At 62.1% G+C, this 17,517-nt stretch carries 16 protein-coding genes; 11 read left to right on the forward strand and 5 right to left on the reverse strand.

What is annotated here, in order from left to right:
• The first annotated feature begins 143 nt into the window (after window positions 1–143).
• Together ACVWZ4_RS08595 and ACVWZ4_RS08600 are read left to right on the forward strand one after the other, a co-directional pair.
• The gene (locus ACVWZ4_RS08595; RefSeq protein ID WP_456701063.1) at window positions 144–449 is read left to right on the forward strand and encodes a hypothetical protein; all 306 of its coding nucleotides are present in this window, start codon (window positions 144–146) and stop codon (window positions 447–449) included.
• Window positions 446–2,707: a spermidine synthase gene (locus ACVWZ4_RS08600; protein ID WP_456740092.1), complete on the forward strand. Its 2,262-nt coding sequence runs from the start codon at window positions 446–448 to the stop codon at window positions 2,705–2,707. The genes ACVWZ4_RS08595 and ACVWZ4_RS08600 overlap by 4 nt, the downstream gene beginning before the upstream one ends.
• A gap of 230 nt (window positions 2,708–2,937) precedes the next feature.
• Here ACVWZ4_RS08600 and ACVWZ4_RS08605 read toward each other — a convergent pair whose 3' ends face one another.
• Window positions 2,938–3,189: a histidine kinase gene (locus ACVWZ4_RS08605; RefSeq protein WP_456701061.1), complete on the reverse strand. Its 252-nt coding sequence runs from the start codon at window positions 3,187–3,189 to the stop codon at window positions 2,938–2,940.
• Window positions 3,190–3,870: 681 nt separating this feature from the next.
• On the opposite strand from ACVWZ4_RS08605, the gene ACVWZ4_RS08610 reads away from it, so the two are divergent.
• From ACVWZ4_RS08610 to ACVWZ4_RS08645, 8 genes are all read left to right on the forward strand, one after another.
• A complete protein-coding gene (locus tag ACVWZ4_RS08610; protein ID WP_456740093.1) occupies window positions 3,871–4,563 on the forward strand; it encodes a phosphatase PAP2 family protein in 693 nt (230 codons plus the stop codon).
• Window positions 4,564–4,874: 311 nt separating this feature from the next.
• Window positions 4,875–6,044 carry a helix-turn-helix domain-containing protein gene (locus tag ACVWZ4_RS08615; protein ID WP_456740094.1) on the forward strand — a complete coding sequence of 390 codons (1,170 nt, stop codon included), beginning with the start codon at window positions 4,875–4,877 and terminating at the stop codon, window positions 6,042–6,044.
• 158 nt (window positions 6,045–6,202) lie between these two features.
• Entirely contained in the window at window positions 6,203–7,153 is a 951-nt protein-coding gene (locus ACVWZ4_RS08620) for an efflux RND transporter periplasmic adaptor subunit (RefSeq protein WP_456790074.1), read from the forward strand.
• A gap of 19 nt (window positions 7,154–7,172) precedes the next feature.
• Window positions 7,173–7,874 (forward strand): ABC transporter ATP-binding protein, encoded by a 702-nt coding sequence (locus ACVWZ4_RS08625; RefSeq protein ID WP_456736382.1) that lies wholly within the window; start codon window positions 7,173–7,175, stop codon window positions 7,872–7,874.
• A complete protein-coding gene (locus ACVWZ4_RS08630; RefSeq protein ID WP_456740096.1) occupies window positions 7,871–9,031 on the forward strand; it encodes an ABC transporter permease in 1,161 nt (386 codons plus the stop codon). The genes ACVWZ4_RS08625 and ACVWZ4_RS08630 overlap by 4 nt, the downstream gene beginning before the upstream one ends.
• Before the next feature lie 4 nt (window positions 9,032–9,035).
• The gene (locus ACVWZ4_RS08635) at window positions 9,036–10,223 is read left to right on the forward strand and encodes an ABC transporter permease (protein WP_456740097.1); all 1,188 of its coding nucleotides are present in this window, start codon (window positions 9,036–9,038) and stop codon (window positions 10,221–10,223) included.
• A gap of 254 nt (window positions 10,224–10,477) precedes the next feature.
• Window positions 10,478–11,179, forward strand: coding sequence for a RibD family protein (locus ACVWZ4_RS08640; RefSeq protein ID WP_456763471.1), 702 nt, complete (start codon window positions 10,478–10,480; stop codon window positions 11,177–11,179).
• A 4-nt stretch (window positions 11,180–11,183) separates the two neighbouring features.
• Window positions 11,184–12,452 carry a flavin monoamine oxidase family protein gene (locus ACVWZ4_RS08645; protein WP_456740098.1) on the forward strand — a complete coding sequence of 423 codons (1,269 nt, stop codon included), beginning with the start codon at window positions 11,184–11,186 and terminating at the stop codon, window positions 12,450–12,452.
• A 34-nt stretch (window positions 12,453–12,486) separates the two neighbouring features.
• Here the strand turns inward: ACVWZ4_RS08645 and ACVWZ4_RS08650 are convergent, their stop codons facing one another.
• The 3 genes from ACVWZ4_RS08650 to ACVWZ4_RS08660 all read right to left on the reverse strand — a co-directional run bounded on the left by ACVWZ4_RS08650 (window position 12,487) and on the right by ACVWZ4_RS08660 (window position 13,916).
• Entirely contained in the window at window positions 12,487–12,798 is a 312-nt protein-coding gene (locus tag ACVWZ4_RS08650) for a hypothetical protein (protein ID WP_456701052.1), read from the reverse strand.
• A gap of 107 nt (window positions 12,799–12,905) precedes the next feature.
• On the reverse strand, window positions 12,906–13,481 hold the full coding sequence (locus ACVWZ4_RS08655; protein ID WP_456740099.1) for a cysteine hydrolase family protein: 576 nt from the start codon (window positions 13,479–13,481) through the stop codon (window positions 12,906–12,908).
• Window positions 13,482–13,568: 87 nt separating this feature from the next.
• A complete protein-coding gene (locus tag ACVWZ4_RS08660) occupies window positions 13,569–13,916 on the reverse strand; it encodes a DUF3088 domain-containing protein (RefSeq protein ID WP_456701050.1) in 348 nt (115 codons plus the stop codon).
• A 383-nt stretch (window positions 13,917–14,299) separates the two neighbouring features.
• Between ACVWZ4_RS08660 and ACVWZ4_RS08665 the strand changes: the two genes are divergently transcribed.
• On the forward strand, window positions 14,300–16,924 hold the full coding sequence (locus ACVWZ4_RS08665) for a bifunctional diguanylate cyclase/phosphodiesterase (protein WP_456790075.1): 2,625 nt from the start codon (window positions 14,300–14,302) through the stop codon (window positions 16,922–16,924).
• On the opposite strand, the gene ACVWZ4_RS08670 is transcribed toward ACVWZ4_RS08665, so the two are convergent.
• Window positions 16,921–17,205, reverse strand: a complete 285-nt coding sequence (locus ACVWZ4_RS08670) for a hypothetical protein (RefSeq protein WP_456740101.1) — start codon at window positions 17,203–17,205, stop codon at window positions 16,921–16,923. The two genes, ACVWZ4_RS08665 and ACVWZ4_RS08670, sit on opposite strands and share 4 nt — an antisense overlap.
• Window positions 17,206–17,517: the final 312 nt, after the last annotated feature.

The following is a 17,517-nucleotide window of genomic DNA, read 5'->3' on the forward strand; positions in this document are numbered from 1 at the left end:
CCCCGCAAAATCCATGGCGACCCAGGGAGACCTTTCAGACGCGAAAGCCCGCAAACACAAGCAGGTTACCACTTAATAGCAGTCGCCTGGTCTGTCGTTGTTCGCGAATATCGGTGATCATGCACTCGCCGAGAGCTACGACAATGGCCAACAACCACCTTGTGCAGCCATCGCCCACACTTCAGCAACACAGCAGCAACCACAGACTCGGCGTCTGGACCACGATCCTCGTGCTAGGACCGATCGCTGCCCTCGTTCTCGGAGGTGGAACGCGCATCTCCGACGGCTTCGAACCATTCGAGAAATCAGCGAATGAGCGCGTCTCCCAGGCCTTCGAAGAGATCAAGGGGCTCGCGCCGATTTCTGATGACCTCAGGACCGCGCTGGCGTCGCTGAGCCAGAGCGTCCAAGGCACGCAGATGCCGCCGGTCAAGGCCGAGGGGCAATGAATACTTTGAAATATTTCTGGGCCACAATGAACGTTTCAGCAGGTGTTGGTCGGCTGCCCATTCGATCCTCGCTGGCGATACCGACATTTGCAGCCACCCTGTTTCTGAGCGCGGGCTTGATGTTTCTCGTCGAGCCGATGATAGCCAAGATGGTGCTGCCGAAGCTCGGCGGAGCAGCATCGGTCTGGAGCGCCTGCCTCGTGTTCTTCCAGACTATGCTGCTTCTTGGCTACGCGTACGCGCATCTTCTAACCCGACTATCATCGCGCTTAGCGCAAGTTGGCGTTCACGTCTGCATTCTTCTGCCGTTATCGGCCATTGCACTTCCCTTGACGCTTGGACCCGACGGACCGTCAGCGGACCAGTCCGCGGTCTTATGGCTGTTGTTGCGCCTCAGCTCGTCGTGTGGGATCCCGATATTCGCTATTTCGGCGACAGCACCCCTTTTGCAGCACTGGTTCGCGGATGGCGATCACAAGGGGGCGCGCGATCCCTACTTTCTCTATGCAGTGAGCAACGCCGGAAGCCTTCTAGCGCTGTTAGCATATCCATTGGTAGTCGAGCCGGAACTGCCGCTTGATCGACAGGCGACGTTTTGGTCCGCTGGATTTGCAGTATTGGCTCTGGGAGTGGCTTCGTGCGCCGCCATCATGTTGTCAGAGAGGCGTCGCCCGGGTGAGCCGACGCAGGTCATTGAATTAAGCAGAGCGAGCAGTACACGCGATCGTTTGATCTGGACGGGGCTTGCCTTCATCCCCTCGTCCCTGTTGCTTGGAGTCACCCAACATATCACCTCGGACATTGTATCCGCGCCGTTGCTGTGGGTGCTCCCGCTCACGCTGTACCTACTGACGTTCATTTTTGCCTTTGCGCGGCGGCCACCTTTGCCTCATCCAATCATGAAGCGCGCGTTTCCGGTCGCACTGATTTTGGTCGTGGCCATGGGCGCTGGCGGCATTTTTGTTTTCGTTCCTCTGCCAATCGCCCTGGCTTTCCACCTCAGCTGCTTTTTCGTCATCAGCATGACCTGTCATGGCGAACTGGCGAAGCGACGGCCATCCTCCGCGCAACTGACCGAATTCTACTTCTTCCTCTCCCTGGGGGGCGTTTTGGGCGGCGTTTTCAATGCATTGATCGCTCCGCTGATCTTCAAAGGCGTATGGGAATATCCACTAGCATTGATTGCAGCTTGTCTGGTGAGGCCGCCGATGCCCTCGGACAGGCAAAGCAAGCCCCTGATGGATATCGTTCTGCCGTTACTGCTCTTAGCCGTTCTGCTGGTACTCAGAAGCACCCTCGTCGAGTCCGCAAACCATGGGCCGTTTACGATGGCGATCTTCTGCGTCCCTTACCTGGTGCTGGCGTTGACGCTGGTAAATTTCTCCCAACGAAGGTGGCGCTTCGCTATTGCCGTCGCTCTCGTATTCCTTTTCCCCTTGAGGTCACAGACGGCATGGAAGCTGATTGCCGCCGAGCGAAGCTTTTTCGGCGTCTACCGAGTCGAGATGGCTTCCGATGCGCAGGCACCGACCCTCGTACTCATGAATGGCACGACCCTGCACGGAGCCAAGAGCCTGCGACCAGATGAGGCTACTCTGTTCATGACGTATTATACGAGGGAAGGTCCGTTCGGTCGCTTTTTCAATGCATTGTCTCAAAGCAAAGTGCGCCGTGTCGCGGTTATTGGGCTGGGCGCAGGCTCTCTCGCTTGTTACGCTAAAGAAGGCCAGGACTGGACATTTTATGAGATCGATCCCGTTGTCGAGCACCTCGCAAGGGATCGCTTCCATTTCCTGGAGGACTGCGCCCCCCATTCGCGTGTCGTCCTGGGCGACGCTCGAATGACCATCGGGAATGCACCAGACGGCGCTTATGACTTGCTGGTTGTCGATGCATTCAGTTCAGACAGCATCCCGATGCACCTGTTAACACGCGAGGCTTTAGCGCTTTACCTGCGAAAACTAGCCCCAGGTGGGCACATCCTGTTCCACGTCAGTAGTCGGAGACTAACTCTGGCTCCGGTGGTCGGGGCCTTGGCAACGAATGCCGGCCTCCCCGCGCGCATTCTTTTTGACATCCCTCCGCCTGGAACATCGATCCTCCAACGGTCGCCTGCGATAGCGGTCGTGGTCGCCGGACGGGATAGCACTCTTGACCCATTCTCCGACAAGGATGGTTGGAAAGCGCTTCCTGCGGCAGAAGCCCGGTACCTTTGGACCGATCAGCGCGCCGATATTTGGCGGGTGATCTCATTCTGATGATGCGAATGACCGAGCGACCGGGGGCCCATCGTCAACTTGGGGCACCATGAAGCATCCAGACACAGTTTGGGCCGCCTGGCGCACAGCGAGCAACTCCAGCCGGGCCAGTACAATCAATCTGCTGTCTTCGAGTACAGCGGCTCGCCGGTATCATTCTCGATAACGAGGGGCTTTTTGCTCGGTTGCAATGCGCGCAGCCGCAGCGCCATTGCCGTGGATCGTAGCGCTCATTGTTTCAGCGCGGCACGCGCGGTCTTGATGTAGTCCATGCATTCGGGCCAGTCTTCCTCTGTCACCTCGGTCTCGGCACCGCTAAGCGCCTTGCGCAAGGTTGCGATCACTGGAGCCGGATGTTTCTTCTTCAGTTCTGCCTTGATCATCTCAAGACCCTTCTGACAATCGGATTTGTTGTCCGCCAGCACCGCGGTCGGCGTTATCATCACGGCTGCCGTTGCGAATACCAGGACTGAACGCAGCATGTCTTCTCCTCCATTGCCTTTTGCTTGTTCGACCGGCCGGGCTCGAAAAAGTCGGCAGGATTTTCTTGCAATGCTGCCACACCTTGCAAACCTCCCCGCCGTATACGCCTACAGATGCTTGCCGTGTCGGAGGGTCGACACCCTCCCTATGCTGGTCTGAAAGATTAGCCCGATCATCTGCGTAGTCCCAAGGCGGATTTCAGCGCAGCGTCGATGGTCGTGAGCTGCCCTTCTTTTTTTCCGCGCTGTGGTGTGAAGGATCTGGATACTTTGGTGATCAACCACATGCTGCTACTACAGCCAGCACATTCATAGAGCTTTAGCTCGCATCCTTCAGCCACCGGAAAGAGCGCTATCAGCACTCTGGCTTGGCAGCAAACGATGCACCCGGCTTCGCCGTGCACGCTAGTCTCCATCGACGCAATTCCGGCGTGGTGAAGAAAGCTGAGTCTGGAATTGGAGGCAATCACCTGGCACAGAGTATTCCGCGGCGTGCTCAAACCGACACACCCGGGCGTTCCACGAACGGAACAACGGTTTGATGCGCGACGAAATCGTCCTGAAATAACCCCGTATGCCTTCGTCCGCTATTGGTTCTAAGTCCTAGTGCGGTGGTCGTGATCATGGGCTAATTCGGGTTGAAACCATTTATTGTGACTTTTCGATATTCAGGACAGCACATTGATAGACAGCTTTGATCACTATCTGTTGGGATTGATGTCCTATTGGGCACAGCAATCCGTGTTGCTCAACAAAATCATCATCCAGCTTCTCTCGCTCGATACTTTCAAGACGCTTCCCCTCTTTGCCCTATTGTGGCTCCTGTGGTTCAGCGTCAACGAGACTGAAAACCGCCGCGCGGTCCTCGAGGGCTTCGTCGCAATGTTCATTGCGGGAGCGCTCTCCCGGGCAATTCAGGATGCTCTTCCCGAAAGGGTCCGTCCGCTCCACGCCGGTGATCCCGCTTTCATACCGCCCTTGGGGATCACGCCCGAAGATACCGTCCTGGAGCATTGGAGCTCATTTCCGAGCGACCATGCGGCCGTGTATTTCGCCCTCTCGACTGCGCTGTGGCTTCTCTCGAAGCGGCTGGGGCTTGCGGCATACACCTGGTCACTCCTCGTCATTTGCATGCCACGCATATTTGCAGGATATCATTATGCGAGCGACGTGATCGGTGGTGCAGTCATCGGCGTGGTCGTCGCCTCCTTCATCGCGCCAATCATTGCCGGCAAGCTCGGACCCTTCGTATGGGCCGCCGAAAAAAGGAGTAGAGGTCCGTTTTATGCGGGCTTTTTTGTTCTCTCGTTCCAGTTTTTGACGATGTTCAACGACCTGCGGATCGCCGCAAGCGCCCTCAAAAAGTTCATATGAAGAATCCGCGCTTTGGCCGGACTCCTTGTTCGTGACTCCGATGGGCGAAGTAAGCGTGGTGCCCATCAACGCTTTCCCGAGGAGCGCGACGGATCCTTTGTCGGGATCACTGGCCAGAAGGTGAGTCATTTCAATAACGTATGAGCTTCGCAGCGATGTTCTGAATGACGCGCACCGCCCCCGTTTGGTTTGCCACCAGGCGCGTATCCGATTATCCTCCAGGTTGTGGCATCTGCATTTGGGCTGCCGAACGGGTCTTCGACAGCGCCGATCCGCCGGCACGTGCAACGTCTTGGTTTTCGGTGGTGGGGATGGTTCAAACCGCGGACAGCATGCAAACCATCGCACTTGACCTCGGCCTGCGCGGCGCAGTTGCGGGCCTTTTCCTGATGATGACGGCCGTGACCGTGGTGCGTGTCCGCCCGCTGGATACGATCAAATGGCTCGGCGCCGCCATGGCCGCCTCGGGTGCGCTCTACGCGATCGTGACAGCACCGTTCGTGCCGAAGGCAACGGTCTGGTGGATCATGCCCATCCTGGGCGCCAATCCGGTGCTCGTATGGTTGTGGGCGCGCGCGAGTTTCGACGACGATTTCGTGGTTCGGCGCTGGCATGGCGTGCTGTGGCTCGCGGTCGCCGGCGCATGGTTCTCGGTGATCACCACATGGACGACATGGCCGATGTTCGCCAAGGCCGGCGTTCGATCGATGTCGGGCCTGGCGATTGTCCTGGCCCTTTCCGCGGCCGTGCAGACGGTCAGGACGTGGAAGGCCGACCTCGTCGCCGGCCGGCGCCGGTTGCGGCTCGCGGTCCTGATTCTATCGCTGCTCATTGTGGTCTTGCTGTCTGTTCCGGAGTTGACGTCGATCTCGGCCAAGGGTTTCGGGATGTCCGGCAGCCTGATCACCGCCGCCGCTCTGCTGGCTATCGCGGTGCTGGCCGGATGGGGCCTGTTCTATCCGCCGCCGGCCACTCCCGCTGTGGTCGCGATGGCGTCGACAACTGCGTCCGGAAACGCGGATCGCGCGGCTCCGACCAAGGTAGCCGAGGGCGGTGGCGAGGCCGTGGCGTCGCTGCTGTTGCGCCGGCTCGACAATTTGATGACGGTCGAACGGATCTACCGGCAGGAAGGCCTCACCATCGGCGCGCTCGCAGCCAAGCTCGACGTGCCGGAATACCGGCTTCGCCAGGCGATCAACGAAGGCCTCGGCTATCGCAACTTCAATGCCTTTCTCAATCGTTATCGCATCGAGGACGCCAAGGCGGCGTTATCCGATCCGGGCCAAAGGGATGTCGCCGTGCTGACGATCGCCATGGACGCCGGTTTCCAGTCGATCGGCCCGTTCAATCGTGCATTCAAGGCCGAAAGCGGCCTGACGCCGACCGAATTCCGCCGCGACGCACTTGCCCGCTCGGCAGCCATTGCATTGGAAAATGAGGAAAAACTTCAGAATCGGCCAATCCCATTGAAAATCGGCTAGCCGAATTCTGCATCGGGCGAGAGAGACCTCGCCGGATCGGGCAAGCTATGGAGATGGATGACAGGACGCGATCGCTGCGCTCGCTCATGATCGAACGGTCGCCGCCGGCAGCGCCTTCGTCACGGCCGCGACGATGGCTGCTTCCGGTTATCGGGATATTGATCGTCCTGCTCATGCTGGGAAGCGGCGCGGCGTTCTGGCTCGGCGGCTCGTCGCCGTCCGCTCAGGTGCCGACTGCCGAAGCCCCATCCACCCAGGTCGCACAACCGGAGCATCCGGCCCAACCGGCCGCGCCCGGCGCGGGCAGCCTGATCGCGTCCGGCTACGTCGTGGCGCGCCGCAAGGCCACTGTTGCGGCCGAGGTCACCGGCAAGGTCGTCGAACTCCTGGTCGACGAGGGCATGGTGGTCGAGGCTGGCCAGGTTCTCGCCAGGCTCGACGATGTCCTGGCGGACAAGGACTATTCGTTGGCGCAGGCGCGCGCCGAGGCTTCCGAAGCGGCCATGGCCGCGATCGCCGCCGATCTGGCCGACGCGGAGCGGATACTCAATCGAACCCAGACGTTGTCGGGAAAAAATTATGCGACGGAGGCCGATCTGACCAAGGCGCAGGCGCGAGCCGGCGTGCTGCGGGCCCAATTCCGCCAGGCCGAGGCCCAGTTGGCCGCGGCCAGGCTCGAGGCCCAGCGCTTTGGCGAGGTGCTCGGCAAGCACCGGATTCGCGCGCCGTTCGGCGGTGTCGTGGTTGAGCGCAGCGCACAACCCGGCGAGATGATCTCGCCGCTGTCGGCCGGCGGAGGCTTCACCCGCACCGGAATCTGCACCATCGTCGACATGGACTCGATCGAGATCGAGGTCGACGTCAACGAAGCCTCGATTGGCCGCCTCCATGCCGGCACCCGCGTCGAGGCCGTGCTCGATGCCTATCCGGACTGGCGCATCCCGGGCGCCGTCATTGCCATCGTGCCAACAGCCAATCGCGAGAAGGCGACCGTCAAGGTCCGTGTCGGCATGAACGTGAAGGATGCGCGCATTCTGCCTGATATGGCGATCAAGGTGACATTCCTGGACGACGGCGCGCCCGCAGCGGCGCGGTCCGATTCCCCTTAAGCACGCGGGAGCAAGACCCATGACATCGCCGACCGACCCGATGATCGACATCGCCGATCTGTGCAAGCGCTTCACCAAGGGCAAGGAGACGATCACCATCTTCGATGGTCTCAACCTGGCTATACCACGCGGGGATTTCGTCGCGGTGATGGGGCCGTCGGGGTCCGGCAAGACCACTTTGCTCAATCTGCTCGGCGGCATCGATCGGTCCGACACGGGCCGGATCGAGGTCGCAGGTCAACGCCTCGACCGACTGTCGGAGAGCGAGCTTTCGCGCTGGCGAGCATCCCATATCGGCTTCATCTTCCAGTTCTACAATCTGATGCCGATGCTGACCGCGGCGCAGAATGTCGAACTGCCGCTGCTGCTGACGCGGCTCGGCCGCAGGGAGCGGCGCCAGCGGGTCGAGACCGCGCTGGGCGTGGTGGGGCTCGCCGACCGGGTCAAGCACTATCCCAAGGAAATGTCGGGCGGACAGCAGCAGCGCGTCGCCATCGCGCGCGCCATCGTCTCCGATCCGGCGTTGCTGCTGTGCGACGAGCCGACCGGAGATCTCGATCGCGCCACCGCCGACGAGGTCCTGTCGATCCTGCAAGTGCTCAACCGCGATCTCGGCAAGACCATTGTGATGGTGACTCACGATCCGGCGGCGGCGCAATACGCCAGGCGATCGCTGCATCTCGACAAGGGCCACTTCATCGAGAAGGAGCTCGCGGCGTGAACGACCTGATCCTGATCAGCAAGAATCTATTCCGCCGGAAATTGCGGGCGATCCTGATGATGGTGTCGATCCTGATCGCGTTTGCGATCTTCGCCGTGCTCGCGAGCTTCGAGCGCGCCTTCAACGCCGGCCAGGACCGCGCCACGCCCGACCGCCTGGTGGTCGTCAACAAGATCAACTTCACCCAGCCGCTGCCGATTTCCTATTTCAATCGCGTCGCCGCCATCGACGGCGTCGCCCAGATCACCCACTTCAGTTGGTTCGGGGGCTATTATCAGGAGCCGAGGAATTTTCTCGTCGCCTTTGCGGTCGATCCGGAGAACTGGATGAAGCTTCGCGACACCGACTTCGTGTTCTCGCCCGAGGCGCGCGCCGCCTTCATCCGCGAGCGTACCGGCGTTCTGGTCGGGGCGCGCATGATGGAGAAGTGGGGCTGGAAGATCGGCGATCATGTTCCGATCTCGAGCAACATCTGGTCGCAAAAGAACGGCTCGCACGCCTGGGACTTCATCATCGTCGGCAGCTTCACCCCCCGCATTCCGCAGGCCGACACCAACGTCATGCTGATGGGCTATGACTATTTCAACGAGACGCGCTCGTTCGGCAAGGATTTGATCAGCTGGATGTCGTTGCGGACGACCTCCGTCGCCGCGAACGAGCGCGTGACCAACGCGATCGACGGGATGTTTGCCAATTCTCCCTACGAAACGACGACCGACAGCGAAAAAGCCTTCAACAAGGCGTTCGCCGCCCAGCTCGGCAATGTCGCTTTGATCGTCGAGCTCGTGGTTGGGGCTGCCTTCGTGACGATCCTGATGATCGTAGGCAACACCATGGTGATGACCGTGCGTGAGCGCACACCCGAGATAGGCGTGTTGAAGACGCTGGGCTTTTCCGGTGGCCGCATCCTGCGCATGGTGCTCGGCGAGTCGATCCTGCTGGCGCTGCTCGGCGGCCTACCGGGCCTCGGCCTCGCCTTTTTTCTGATCACGAGAGTGAAGGACAGCCTGATGAGCTTCGTCCCGACGCTGTCGCTATATCCCGATATTGCAGCAGTGGCGGTCGGGCTGATGGTCGTATTCGGCATCATCACCGGCCTGGTGCCGGCGCTCAACGCGATGCGCCTCAACATCGTCACCGCACTGGGACGGAGCTGATCCGATGCGCTCGATTTTCCTGCAGATACTGGCCGTCACCACCATCAACCTCAAGAGCCTGCCGCAGCGGCTCTGGCTGTCGCTGGCCACTGTCGTCGCGGTCGGCCTTGTCGTCACGGTATTGCTCGCGTTCCTCGCCATGGCCAACGGATTCCGGCGCACGATCGAGGACTCCGGCGCAGAGGACATCGCCGTCGTGCTGCGCAGCGGGTCGCTGTCGGAGATCAACAGCGTGGTCCTGCGCGACCAGGTCCGGCTGATCGAGGATGGTCCTGGCATTGCCAGGGGGGCAGACGGCAAGCCGCAGACCTCCGGCGAGCTTTATCTCACGGTCAATGGCATCAAGCGCAGCACCGGAACCAAGGCGAGCCTGCCGCTGCGCGGTCTCGGCTCGCACGGGCCGGCGCTGCGTCGCGGCATCGTCATGACCGCCGGCCGGATGTTCAATCCGGGCAGCAACGAGATCATCGTCGGTCGGGCGCTGGGCAAGGAATTCGAGGGCTTCGAACTCGACCAGACGGTGACCTTCAACAATACGCGGTGGACGGTGGTCGGAATCTTCGCCGCAGACGGCAGCGTGTTCGAGTCGGAGATCTGGGCCGACCTGCCGGTGCTGCAGAGCCTGTTCAAGCGCACCGGCGCCGTCCAGACCGTCCGCGCGCGTCTGACCAGCCCGGCGGCGATCGAGGCGTTGCGCGCATACAGCGACAGCGATCCGCGCCTCAAGCTGGACGTGATGTCGGAGGCGGCCTATTTCGCCCAGCAGGCGTCGAATACGTCGGACCTGATCCAGAAGCTCGGCTGGCCGCTGGCGATCGCGATGGCGTTCGGCTCGCTCGCGGGCGCGCTCAACACGATGTACTCCTCGGTCGCGTCGCGCACGACGGAGATCGCGACCTTGCGCGCGATCGGGTTCGGCGGCTTTTCGACTTTCGTCGGCACGCTGGTCGAGTCGCTGATCCTGGCTGTGATCGGTGGCGTGATCGGGGCGGCAATCACCTATCTGGTCTTTGACGGCTTCACCGCCTCGACCATGGGCGCAAGCTTCAGCCAGGTGGTGTTCAACTTCCAGCTCAGTCCGCGTCTGATCGGCCAGGGCCTGTTGCTCGCGCTCGTGGTCGGCCTGCTCGGCGGAGTTTTTCCGGCCATCCGCGCCGCCCGCATGCCGATCGTCGCCGGGCTCTACGGCTGATCGATTTTGCGATTGGGCCCCGTGCGAGGAACGTGCGATCGTTCAGAGCGGGGTGCGGAGCGGGGTACTCCGGCGCCACATCGCGCGGGGCAGCCCTTCGGTTCCACCGTGCTGGCTTCGCGCTGCCCTTGTGCTAATGCTGCCCCGCCGGCGACCGGGCCGATCATGGAGACGCGGCCATCCTAACAGATCGTGCCCCCGAACGATCACGAGAAGGGCAGCAACCCGGCGTCATGCGGGTACGGAGAATTCACATGAAGCCCTACGTCATCTGTCTGATGCATGCGAGCCTCGACGGCCGTACCCATCCCAGCCGTTGGCGTCCGAAGGGCGCCGGCATCGACTGGTTCGAGAAGATCCATGACGAACTCGGTGGCGATGCCTGGGTGATCGGCCGCGTCACCGGCTCGGAGTTCGCCAGGGGAAAGCCCTATCCCGACACGAGTGAGAAGCTGCCGCGCGAAAACTGGTTCGTGCGGCGTGATGCCAAATCTTATGGGGTCGTGCTCGACGCGCACGGCAAGATCGGCTGGGGCCGCTCCGACATCGGCGGCGATCCCGTTGTGGTGGTGCTGACCGAGAGCGTGCCGGATTCGCATCTTGCGGGACTCCGCGGCGAGGGCGTGTCGTATATTTTTGCCGGAAAATCCGAGATCGACCTCGCCTTGACGGCCGAGATCCTCAATCGCGAGCTTGGCGTGAAACGTCTGCTGGTGGAAGGCGGCGGCGTCGCCAATGGCGCGTTCCTGCGCGCCGGCCTGATCGACGAATTCAATCTGATCCTCAGTCCCGCGATCGACGGCGCCAGGGGCGCGCCCTTCGTGTTCGATTCGAACGAAGCCGATAGCGACAAACGCGCGCCACTGACTGCGTTGACGCTGGAGAGCACGCGACAACTCGGCGGCGGCGTGTTGCTGCTGCGCTATCTGATCCAGAACGAACCGGCGCGCCGATAGCAGCATGTCTGATAGGCCAGAGCATATCGTCATCGTCGGCGCGGGCGCAGCCGGCCTGATGGCGGCGCGCGAGCTCGCCCGCGGCGGCAAACGGGTCACGATCCTGGAGGCGCGCGAGCGCTGCGGCGGGCGCATTTATCCGCTGCCGGCATCCGAGTTCGGCTATCCCGCCGATCTTGGTGCCGAATTCGTCCATGGCGAGGCGCCGCTCACGCGCGGGCTCGCGCGCGAGGCCGCACTGACGGTGCGGACAATCGGCGGCGCGCAATGGAGCTTTGACGGCACGGAATTCTCGCGGGAAAACCGGCGCGATCCTTATGACGAACAACTTCACGCCGCGGTGAAGGATCTGACTGAGGATATCACCGTCGCCGATTTCCTGCGCCGGCATTTCGCCGGACCGGAGTATGCGCGTTTGCGGCACGCGGTCGAGCGCATGGTCGAAGGCTATGACGCGGCCGACCCTGAGCGCGCCTCGACCCTGGCGCTGCGCGACGAATGGATGAATGACGGACACGCGACACAGGCGCGGATCGATGGCGGCTATGGCGGCCTGGTCGACTTTTTAGCGGCGGAGTGCCGCAGGTCCGGCGTTGCAATTCATTTCAGCGCCGCGGTCACCTCGATCGAGCAGAGCGGCGGCAAGCTCATTGTCCGTGCGGCCGGCGCGACGCACGGTTGCGATCGCGTGATCCTCACCGTGCCGCTGCCGCTGCTGCGCGAGATCGCGCTGCCACCAGCCGCGCGTGCAAAGGCTTCCGCCTCGGACGAGATCGGCTTCGGAAGTGTCATCAAGATCCTGCTGCGGTTCACGCGGCCATGGTGGCGCGAGCAGAGGCGGGAGTTATCCGACATGCTCTTCCTGCTGTCCGACGCCGCGATTCCGGTGTGGTGGACACGGCAGCCTGATCCGCATCCCGTGCTCACGGGATGGTTCGGCGGTCCGCGAACGGCGGAGCTGGCGCACCTCGATCCGCAAGGTCTGATCGATGCCGGGATCGACTCCCTCTCAGCCATCTTCGGCCTGTCGCGCGAGGCCATCGCGCGGGACGTCGTTGCGGCCGCGGCTGCCAATTGGGCGCACGATCCCTTTGCCGGCGGCGCCTATTCCTGGGCGACGCCCCGGAGCCGCGCAGCGCAAGAGCGTCTCGCGCAGGCGGAGGGCCCTGTGCTGTTTTCCGGCGAGGCGCTCTATCGCGGTCGCGACATGGGAACGGTGGAGGCTGCGCTCGCGAGCGGGATGGAGACGGCCGGAATGATCTTGCGGGAATGAGAAAGAAAGCCCGCATCTCTGCGGGCCTTTTGTCTCACCAGCGGCTTCCGCCGAAGCTGAATGTCACGCCGGGGCCGCCGCCGCCGTAATAACCGTAGGGGCCGCCACCGTAATAGCCGTGATGCCGCGGATAATAGCCATGGCCATAGTGCGGACGATAATAGCCGTGGTGATGCGGGCGCCAATGGTGTTGGCGATGACCGTGATGGCCATGCCTGTGCTGCGCGCTGATATCGGTCGATTGGCTCACTCGCGCGTTCGGCTTGGCCTTTTCGCCGCCGGCCTGGGCTGCGGACGCGCTGAGCGCAGCAGCGCCGATGGCCATCGCGACAAAGAGATACTTCATGTCATCACTCCAGTTGAGATGTCGAGTGACAACAGGTGGGTGTTGCTGGCGTTCCGGCGAGAGCGGGCGTCGAAACGACGCAGACGAGCGATGATCAATCGCGGGATTTATTGTCGCACCGCTGCGAGCGAGGCGACGATTTCGTTCGTGGTCACGATGCGGGCGAATTCACCGTTGAGATTCGACAGCGTCATCGCGTGAATGGATTCGGCCGAATGCGCCTCGCCATCGGGCCCGATGCGGTCGAATGTCCAGGTGGCGTCGCGCACGAGGGCCGTTTCGAAGCCGAGATTGCCGGCCATCCGCGTCGTCGTGTCCACGCAATGATTGGTGGTGGCGCCGCAGATCACGAGCGTGGCGATGTTGCTTGCGCGCAGGCGCGTCTCGAGGTCGGTGCCGATGAACGCGCTGTTGACGCGCTTGACGATCACGGGCTCGCCCGCCTGCTCGCGCGCCTCGTCCTTGACGGCGTATCCGGTGCGCGACGGCAAAAACGCCGAGTTCGGTTTGCTGCCTTCGTGTCGGATGTGGAAGATCGGCGCGCCGCTCGTCCTGAATGCCGCGAGCAGATCGGCGATGCGCGCCACCGCATCCGGATTGTTGCGCCGCTTGCCCGCCGCCTCCCATTCGTCAAATGCGCGCTGCACGTCCACGACGATGAGAGCGGGAAGGAGATTGCGCATGGCGAGGGATTCCGGGCTTGCCTGCCGAGTATGCGAGGCGCTCGCTGGCGCAGGCAATGCCGATTATCCCTCGTTTCGGGACGAGTTCTACGGATGCGGCTCGGGGAAGCCGTGGCGCTCGGACAGCGCGGCAAGGATGGCGTCCTTGTCGTTGATGAACGCGTGCCCCCGATGGCTGCCGGTCTGATGCGGCGATGTCGCTCCATCCGCCAGCACGAGCAGCGGCAGCCACTGGTTCTCCTCGCCGACCAGTGCGATCACCTCGCGCCGCGGCTTCGGCCAGGCGATGCGCTCGACGTCGAGTTTTTCGGTCAGCGCTGGAAATGAGGCGAGCAGGCCCTCGATCAGTGCGCAGTGCCAGCAGAAGAAGCGGCGGCCGGGAAGCGCAGGGTCTTCGAAACCTTGGCGCAGCAGAAACAGGCGATCGCGCGTCATGGGTTGCTCCGAAGAGAGGCCTGTCCCGCGTGTCCAGTCTCGATCTGTCTGAACTGTCGTCACGTGCCTGCTCCTTGTATGCCGAACGCGATCATGGCAGAGGTTTTATTTTACCTCTCTCCGAGGTGATATGCCGCGGATACGGCCGGTTATCGAGACCTTACCGGCGTTCACGTGCAATTCCGCTTTGTCCGCGGAACCAATGTTTAAGGCCACGAGCCTAGATTGCGGTCAAGCTTGAATGCGCTCACGCATGTCGTCGTGGCGAGAGGGTCACCCGGTGCGCCGGGAGGAAGAGTTGATGCCGCGTTTCTTGCCGCAGCTTGTCGGCGGAAGGTGGCGCGCCTGATCAGCACGCGCGCGGCCGGCAGGCTGTGACGCAGGTGCGGCATGTCATTCGCAGGATCGCGACGGAAGTCCGGCGGAGCGTGCCGCTGCAATTCGCACTGATCTTTCTGCCGCTCGTGTGGATCAGTTGTTTCACGATCTTGTCCTCGGAGCGGATCGAGGCGCTCCAGCAGGCCAAGTCGCACGGAGACAGCGTCGCGAAGCTCTTCCAGGACAACACCGAACGGATCTTCGAGCGGGTCGATCAGTCGTTGCTGATCGTTCGGGCCCTCTACGCGGAAGATCCGTCCGGGTTCGATCTGAAGTCGTGGGCCGAGAAGGCGCGTCTTGCGAGCGGCGACGTGGTCCAGTTTTCCATGATCGGGTTGGACGGCTATATGTTCGCGACCACGACGGGCTATTCCGGCCCGTTGCTTTATCTCGGCGACCGGGAGCACTTCCTCAACACGCTCCGGCAGACCGACGACGCCCTCTATGTGGCGAAGCCGGTATTCGGCCGGGTGTCCGGCAAGTGGACGATCCAGATCGCGAGGAAGATCTTCGACCTCAGCCGGGTCCCCGTGGGCGTCGTCGTGGGTTCGATCAGCGTCGACATGCTCGGGAATTTCTACGAGACGGCGAGGCTCGGTGCCGGCGGTACTCTCGTTCTACGCAATGCGAATTATGTCGCGCTGGCGGCGCGTGGAATCGACCTTGGGAATTTTCTCGGACAGGTGTCCGCCGAACACATCCGGAGCCGGCTACAGCAGACCAATAGCCAATATTGGAGCGAAGGCCGCACGGACCGCACCGACAGACTGATCACCGTGCGCAGTTCGGCACTCTTCCCGCTTATTTTCACGGTCGGCATTGCCGAACAGGAAATCTACGCGCGCTATCAATCAAGAAAGTGGATCTATCTCGGTTGCGCGCTTCTTCTCACCCTGGTGATCGCCATCGCCACGACACTGCATTGGCGACGACAACGGGCCCTCGATCGGGCGGAATTCGAGTTGCGCGACTCGCTCGGCAAGTTCGAGGACGCGTTGCGCAATCTGCCGCAGGGATTGAGCATGTTCGACGGCAGGGACCGCCTGATCGCATTCAATCGTCAGTGGCTGGACGCGTACGGCCTTGCTCCGGAGCAGGTCCGCATCGGCATGACGTTCCATGAGGTCTTCGCCGGCCAGAATGCTGTCTCCGATCTCGACGCATACCTGCGCGATCTGAAGGACAGGCTCGTCTTGTCGGAACGGACGTCGAATACCGTGACGTTTCCCATGGGCCGGATCATCTACATTTCCTACGGCCGGCGCCAGGACGGCGGCTGGGTCGCGACGCATCAGGACATCACGGAACGCAAGACGTCCGCGGATAGGATCGAGAGGCTTGCTCATTACGACAGCCTGACCGGTCTGGCGAACCGCAACCTGTTCAAGGAGCGCCTCGAGGAGGCGCTGGCGAGGTATCGGCGCATGAATACGCCGTTCGCCGTCCTCCTGCTGGACCTCGACAAGTTCAAGTCCGTCAACGACGTTCTTGGCCATCAAGCAGGCGACGCGCTTCTCAGCCGGGTCGCGGCCCGGATCAAGGCCGAGAGCCGCGAGGTCGATACGGCGGCCCGGATGGGCGGGGATGAATTCGCGCTGATTGTGGCCCCGGGGCAAGGGCCGCTTTCCGACGGTGCGGGAATTTTGGCCGGCCGATTGGTCGCGGCGATCGCAGCGCCCTATGACATCGATGGCCATCCTGTCGCGATCGGGTGCAGCATTGGCATCGCCGTGGTACCGGAGCACGGTACGCGCATCGACGAAATCCTGCGCAACGCCGATCTTGCGCTCTACAAGTCGAAGAATCTCGGGCGCAATTGTTTCAACCTCTATTCGCCGGATCTGAAGGCCGAGGCCGATCAGCGCAGTCTTCTGGAAATCGAGCTGCGCGAGGCGATCTGGCGCGAGGAGATCGAGGTCTTCTATCAGCCGGTGGTCGAGATCGGCGCGGGCCGGACCGTCGCGGTCGAAGCGCTCGCGCGCTGGCACCACAGGACCAGAGGCTTCATCGCGCCCGCCGAGTTCATCCCGGTTGCGGAGGAAGGCGGGCTGATCGTCGAGCTCGGCAACTTCGTCCTCGCCAAGGCCTGCCGCGACGCCATGAAGATGCCGGATGACATCAGGATTGCGGTCAACCTGTCGGCAGAGCAGTTTAGCAAGAGCAACCTGGTTGATGTCGTGACGTTCGCGCTTGCCGAAAGCGGGCTTCCGCGGCACCGGCTCGAGCTCGAAATCACCGAAAGCGTGTTTCTCGCCGATAGCGAGGAGAACCTGAAGACGCTGGAGCGACTGAAGGAGCTCGGTATCTCCATCGCACTCGATGACTTCGGCGTCGGCTATTCGTCATTGTCGTATCTGACCGCGTTTCCGTTCGATAAGGTCAAGATCGACAAGGCCTTCATTGACAGGATCGATCGCCCCGGGACTCTCGCCGTGCTGGGGTCGATCGTCCAGCTAGCGAAGACACTCAACCTGTCGATCATTGCCGAAGGCATTGAGACGCAGCGGCAGGTCGAAGAGGTACGATCGCTCGGCATCGTCCTGGGCCAAGGCTACTTCTTTCGCAGACCGGCGCCGTTGGCCGACATCGCCTGGACGTCTCGCATCGGGGCCGATCAGGCCGTCGCCTAAGCCATCTCCTGCAGCAGCACGGCCTTGGTCTTGTCGGCCAGCATCACCCGTCTGAGCTCGGCCCGCTGGAATTCGGCGATGGTGGCTGTACCGGCCGCGGTGATGGCGAAGAGCGAATTCGTGACCAGGAAATCGAGGCCGATGCCGCCCGCGAAGCTGACGCAGGCTCCGACCCCCACGGCAATCACGGCCGCCAGGATTCCCGAGCCTCGATCGAAGATTAGCCCGGACAGAAACACGCCCGGGAGCAGCAGGAAGTACCCCGGCGCGCCCGTCTGCATTTGAAGCTCCATCTGGAGGACGGCGCAAACGAACATGATGCAAGCCGAGATACCGTACCGGACGAGGATCGGAAGGGCGATGCTCCAGGACAAGCGGATATCGCCTGTTCATGAACGTAAAATCGCCGACGGAAAAATCGCCGGCGGAGAAGTAGAGTTCCTGAAGGCGGCCACCAACATCGACCGGCGACGCGAATACCACGGGCGCGCGACGTGCAAGGCGAAAGGCTGCTCAGACCGTCGGTACCTGCGTTCCGCAGGGAGGCGAATTGCCGTCCGTCGCCGCGCCGCAGCAGCCGTCATCGCCGCAAG

Source organism: Bradyrhizobium sp. USDA 4472, from assembly GCF_054058595.1.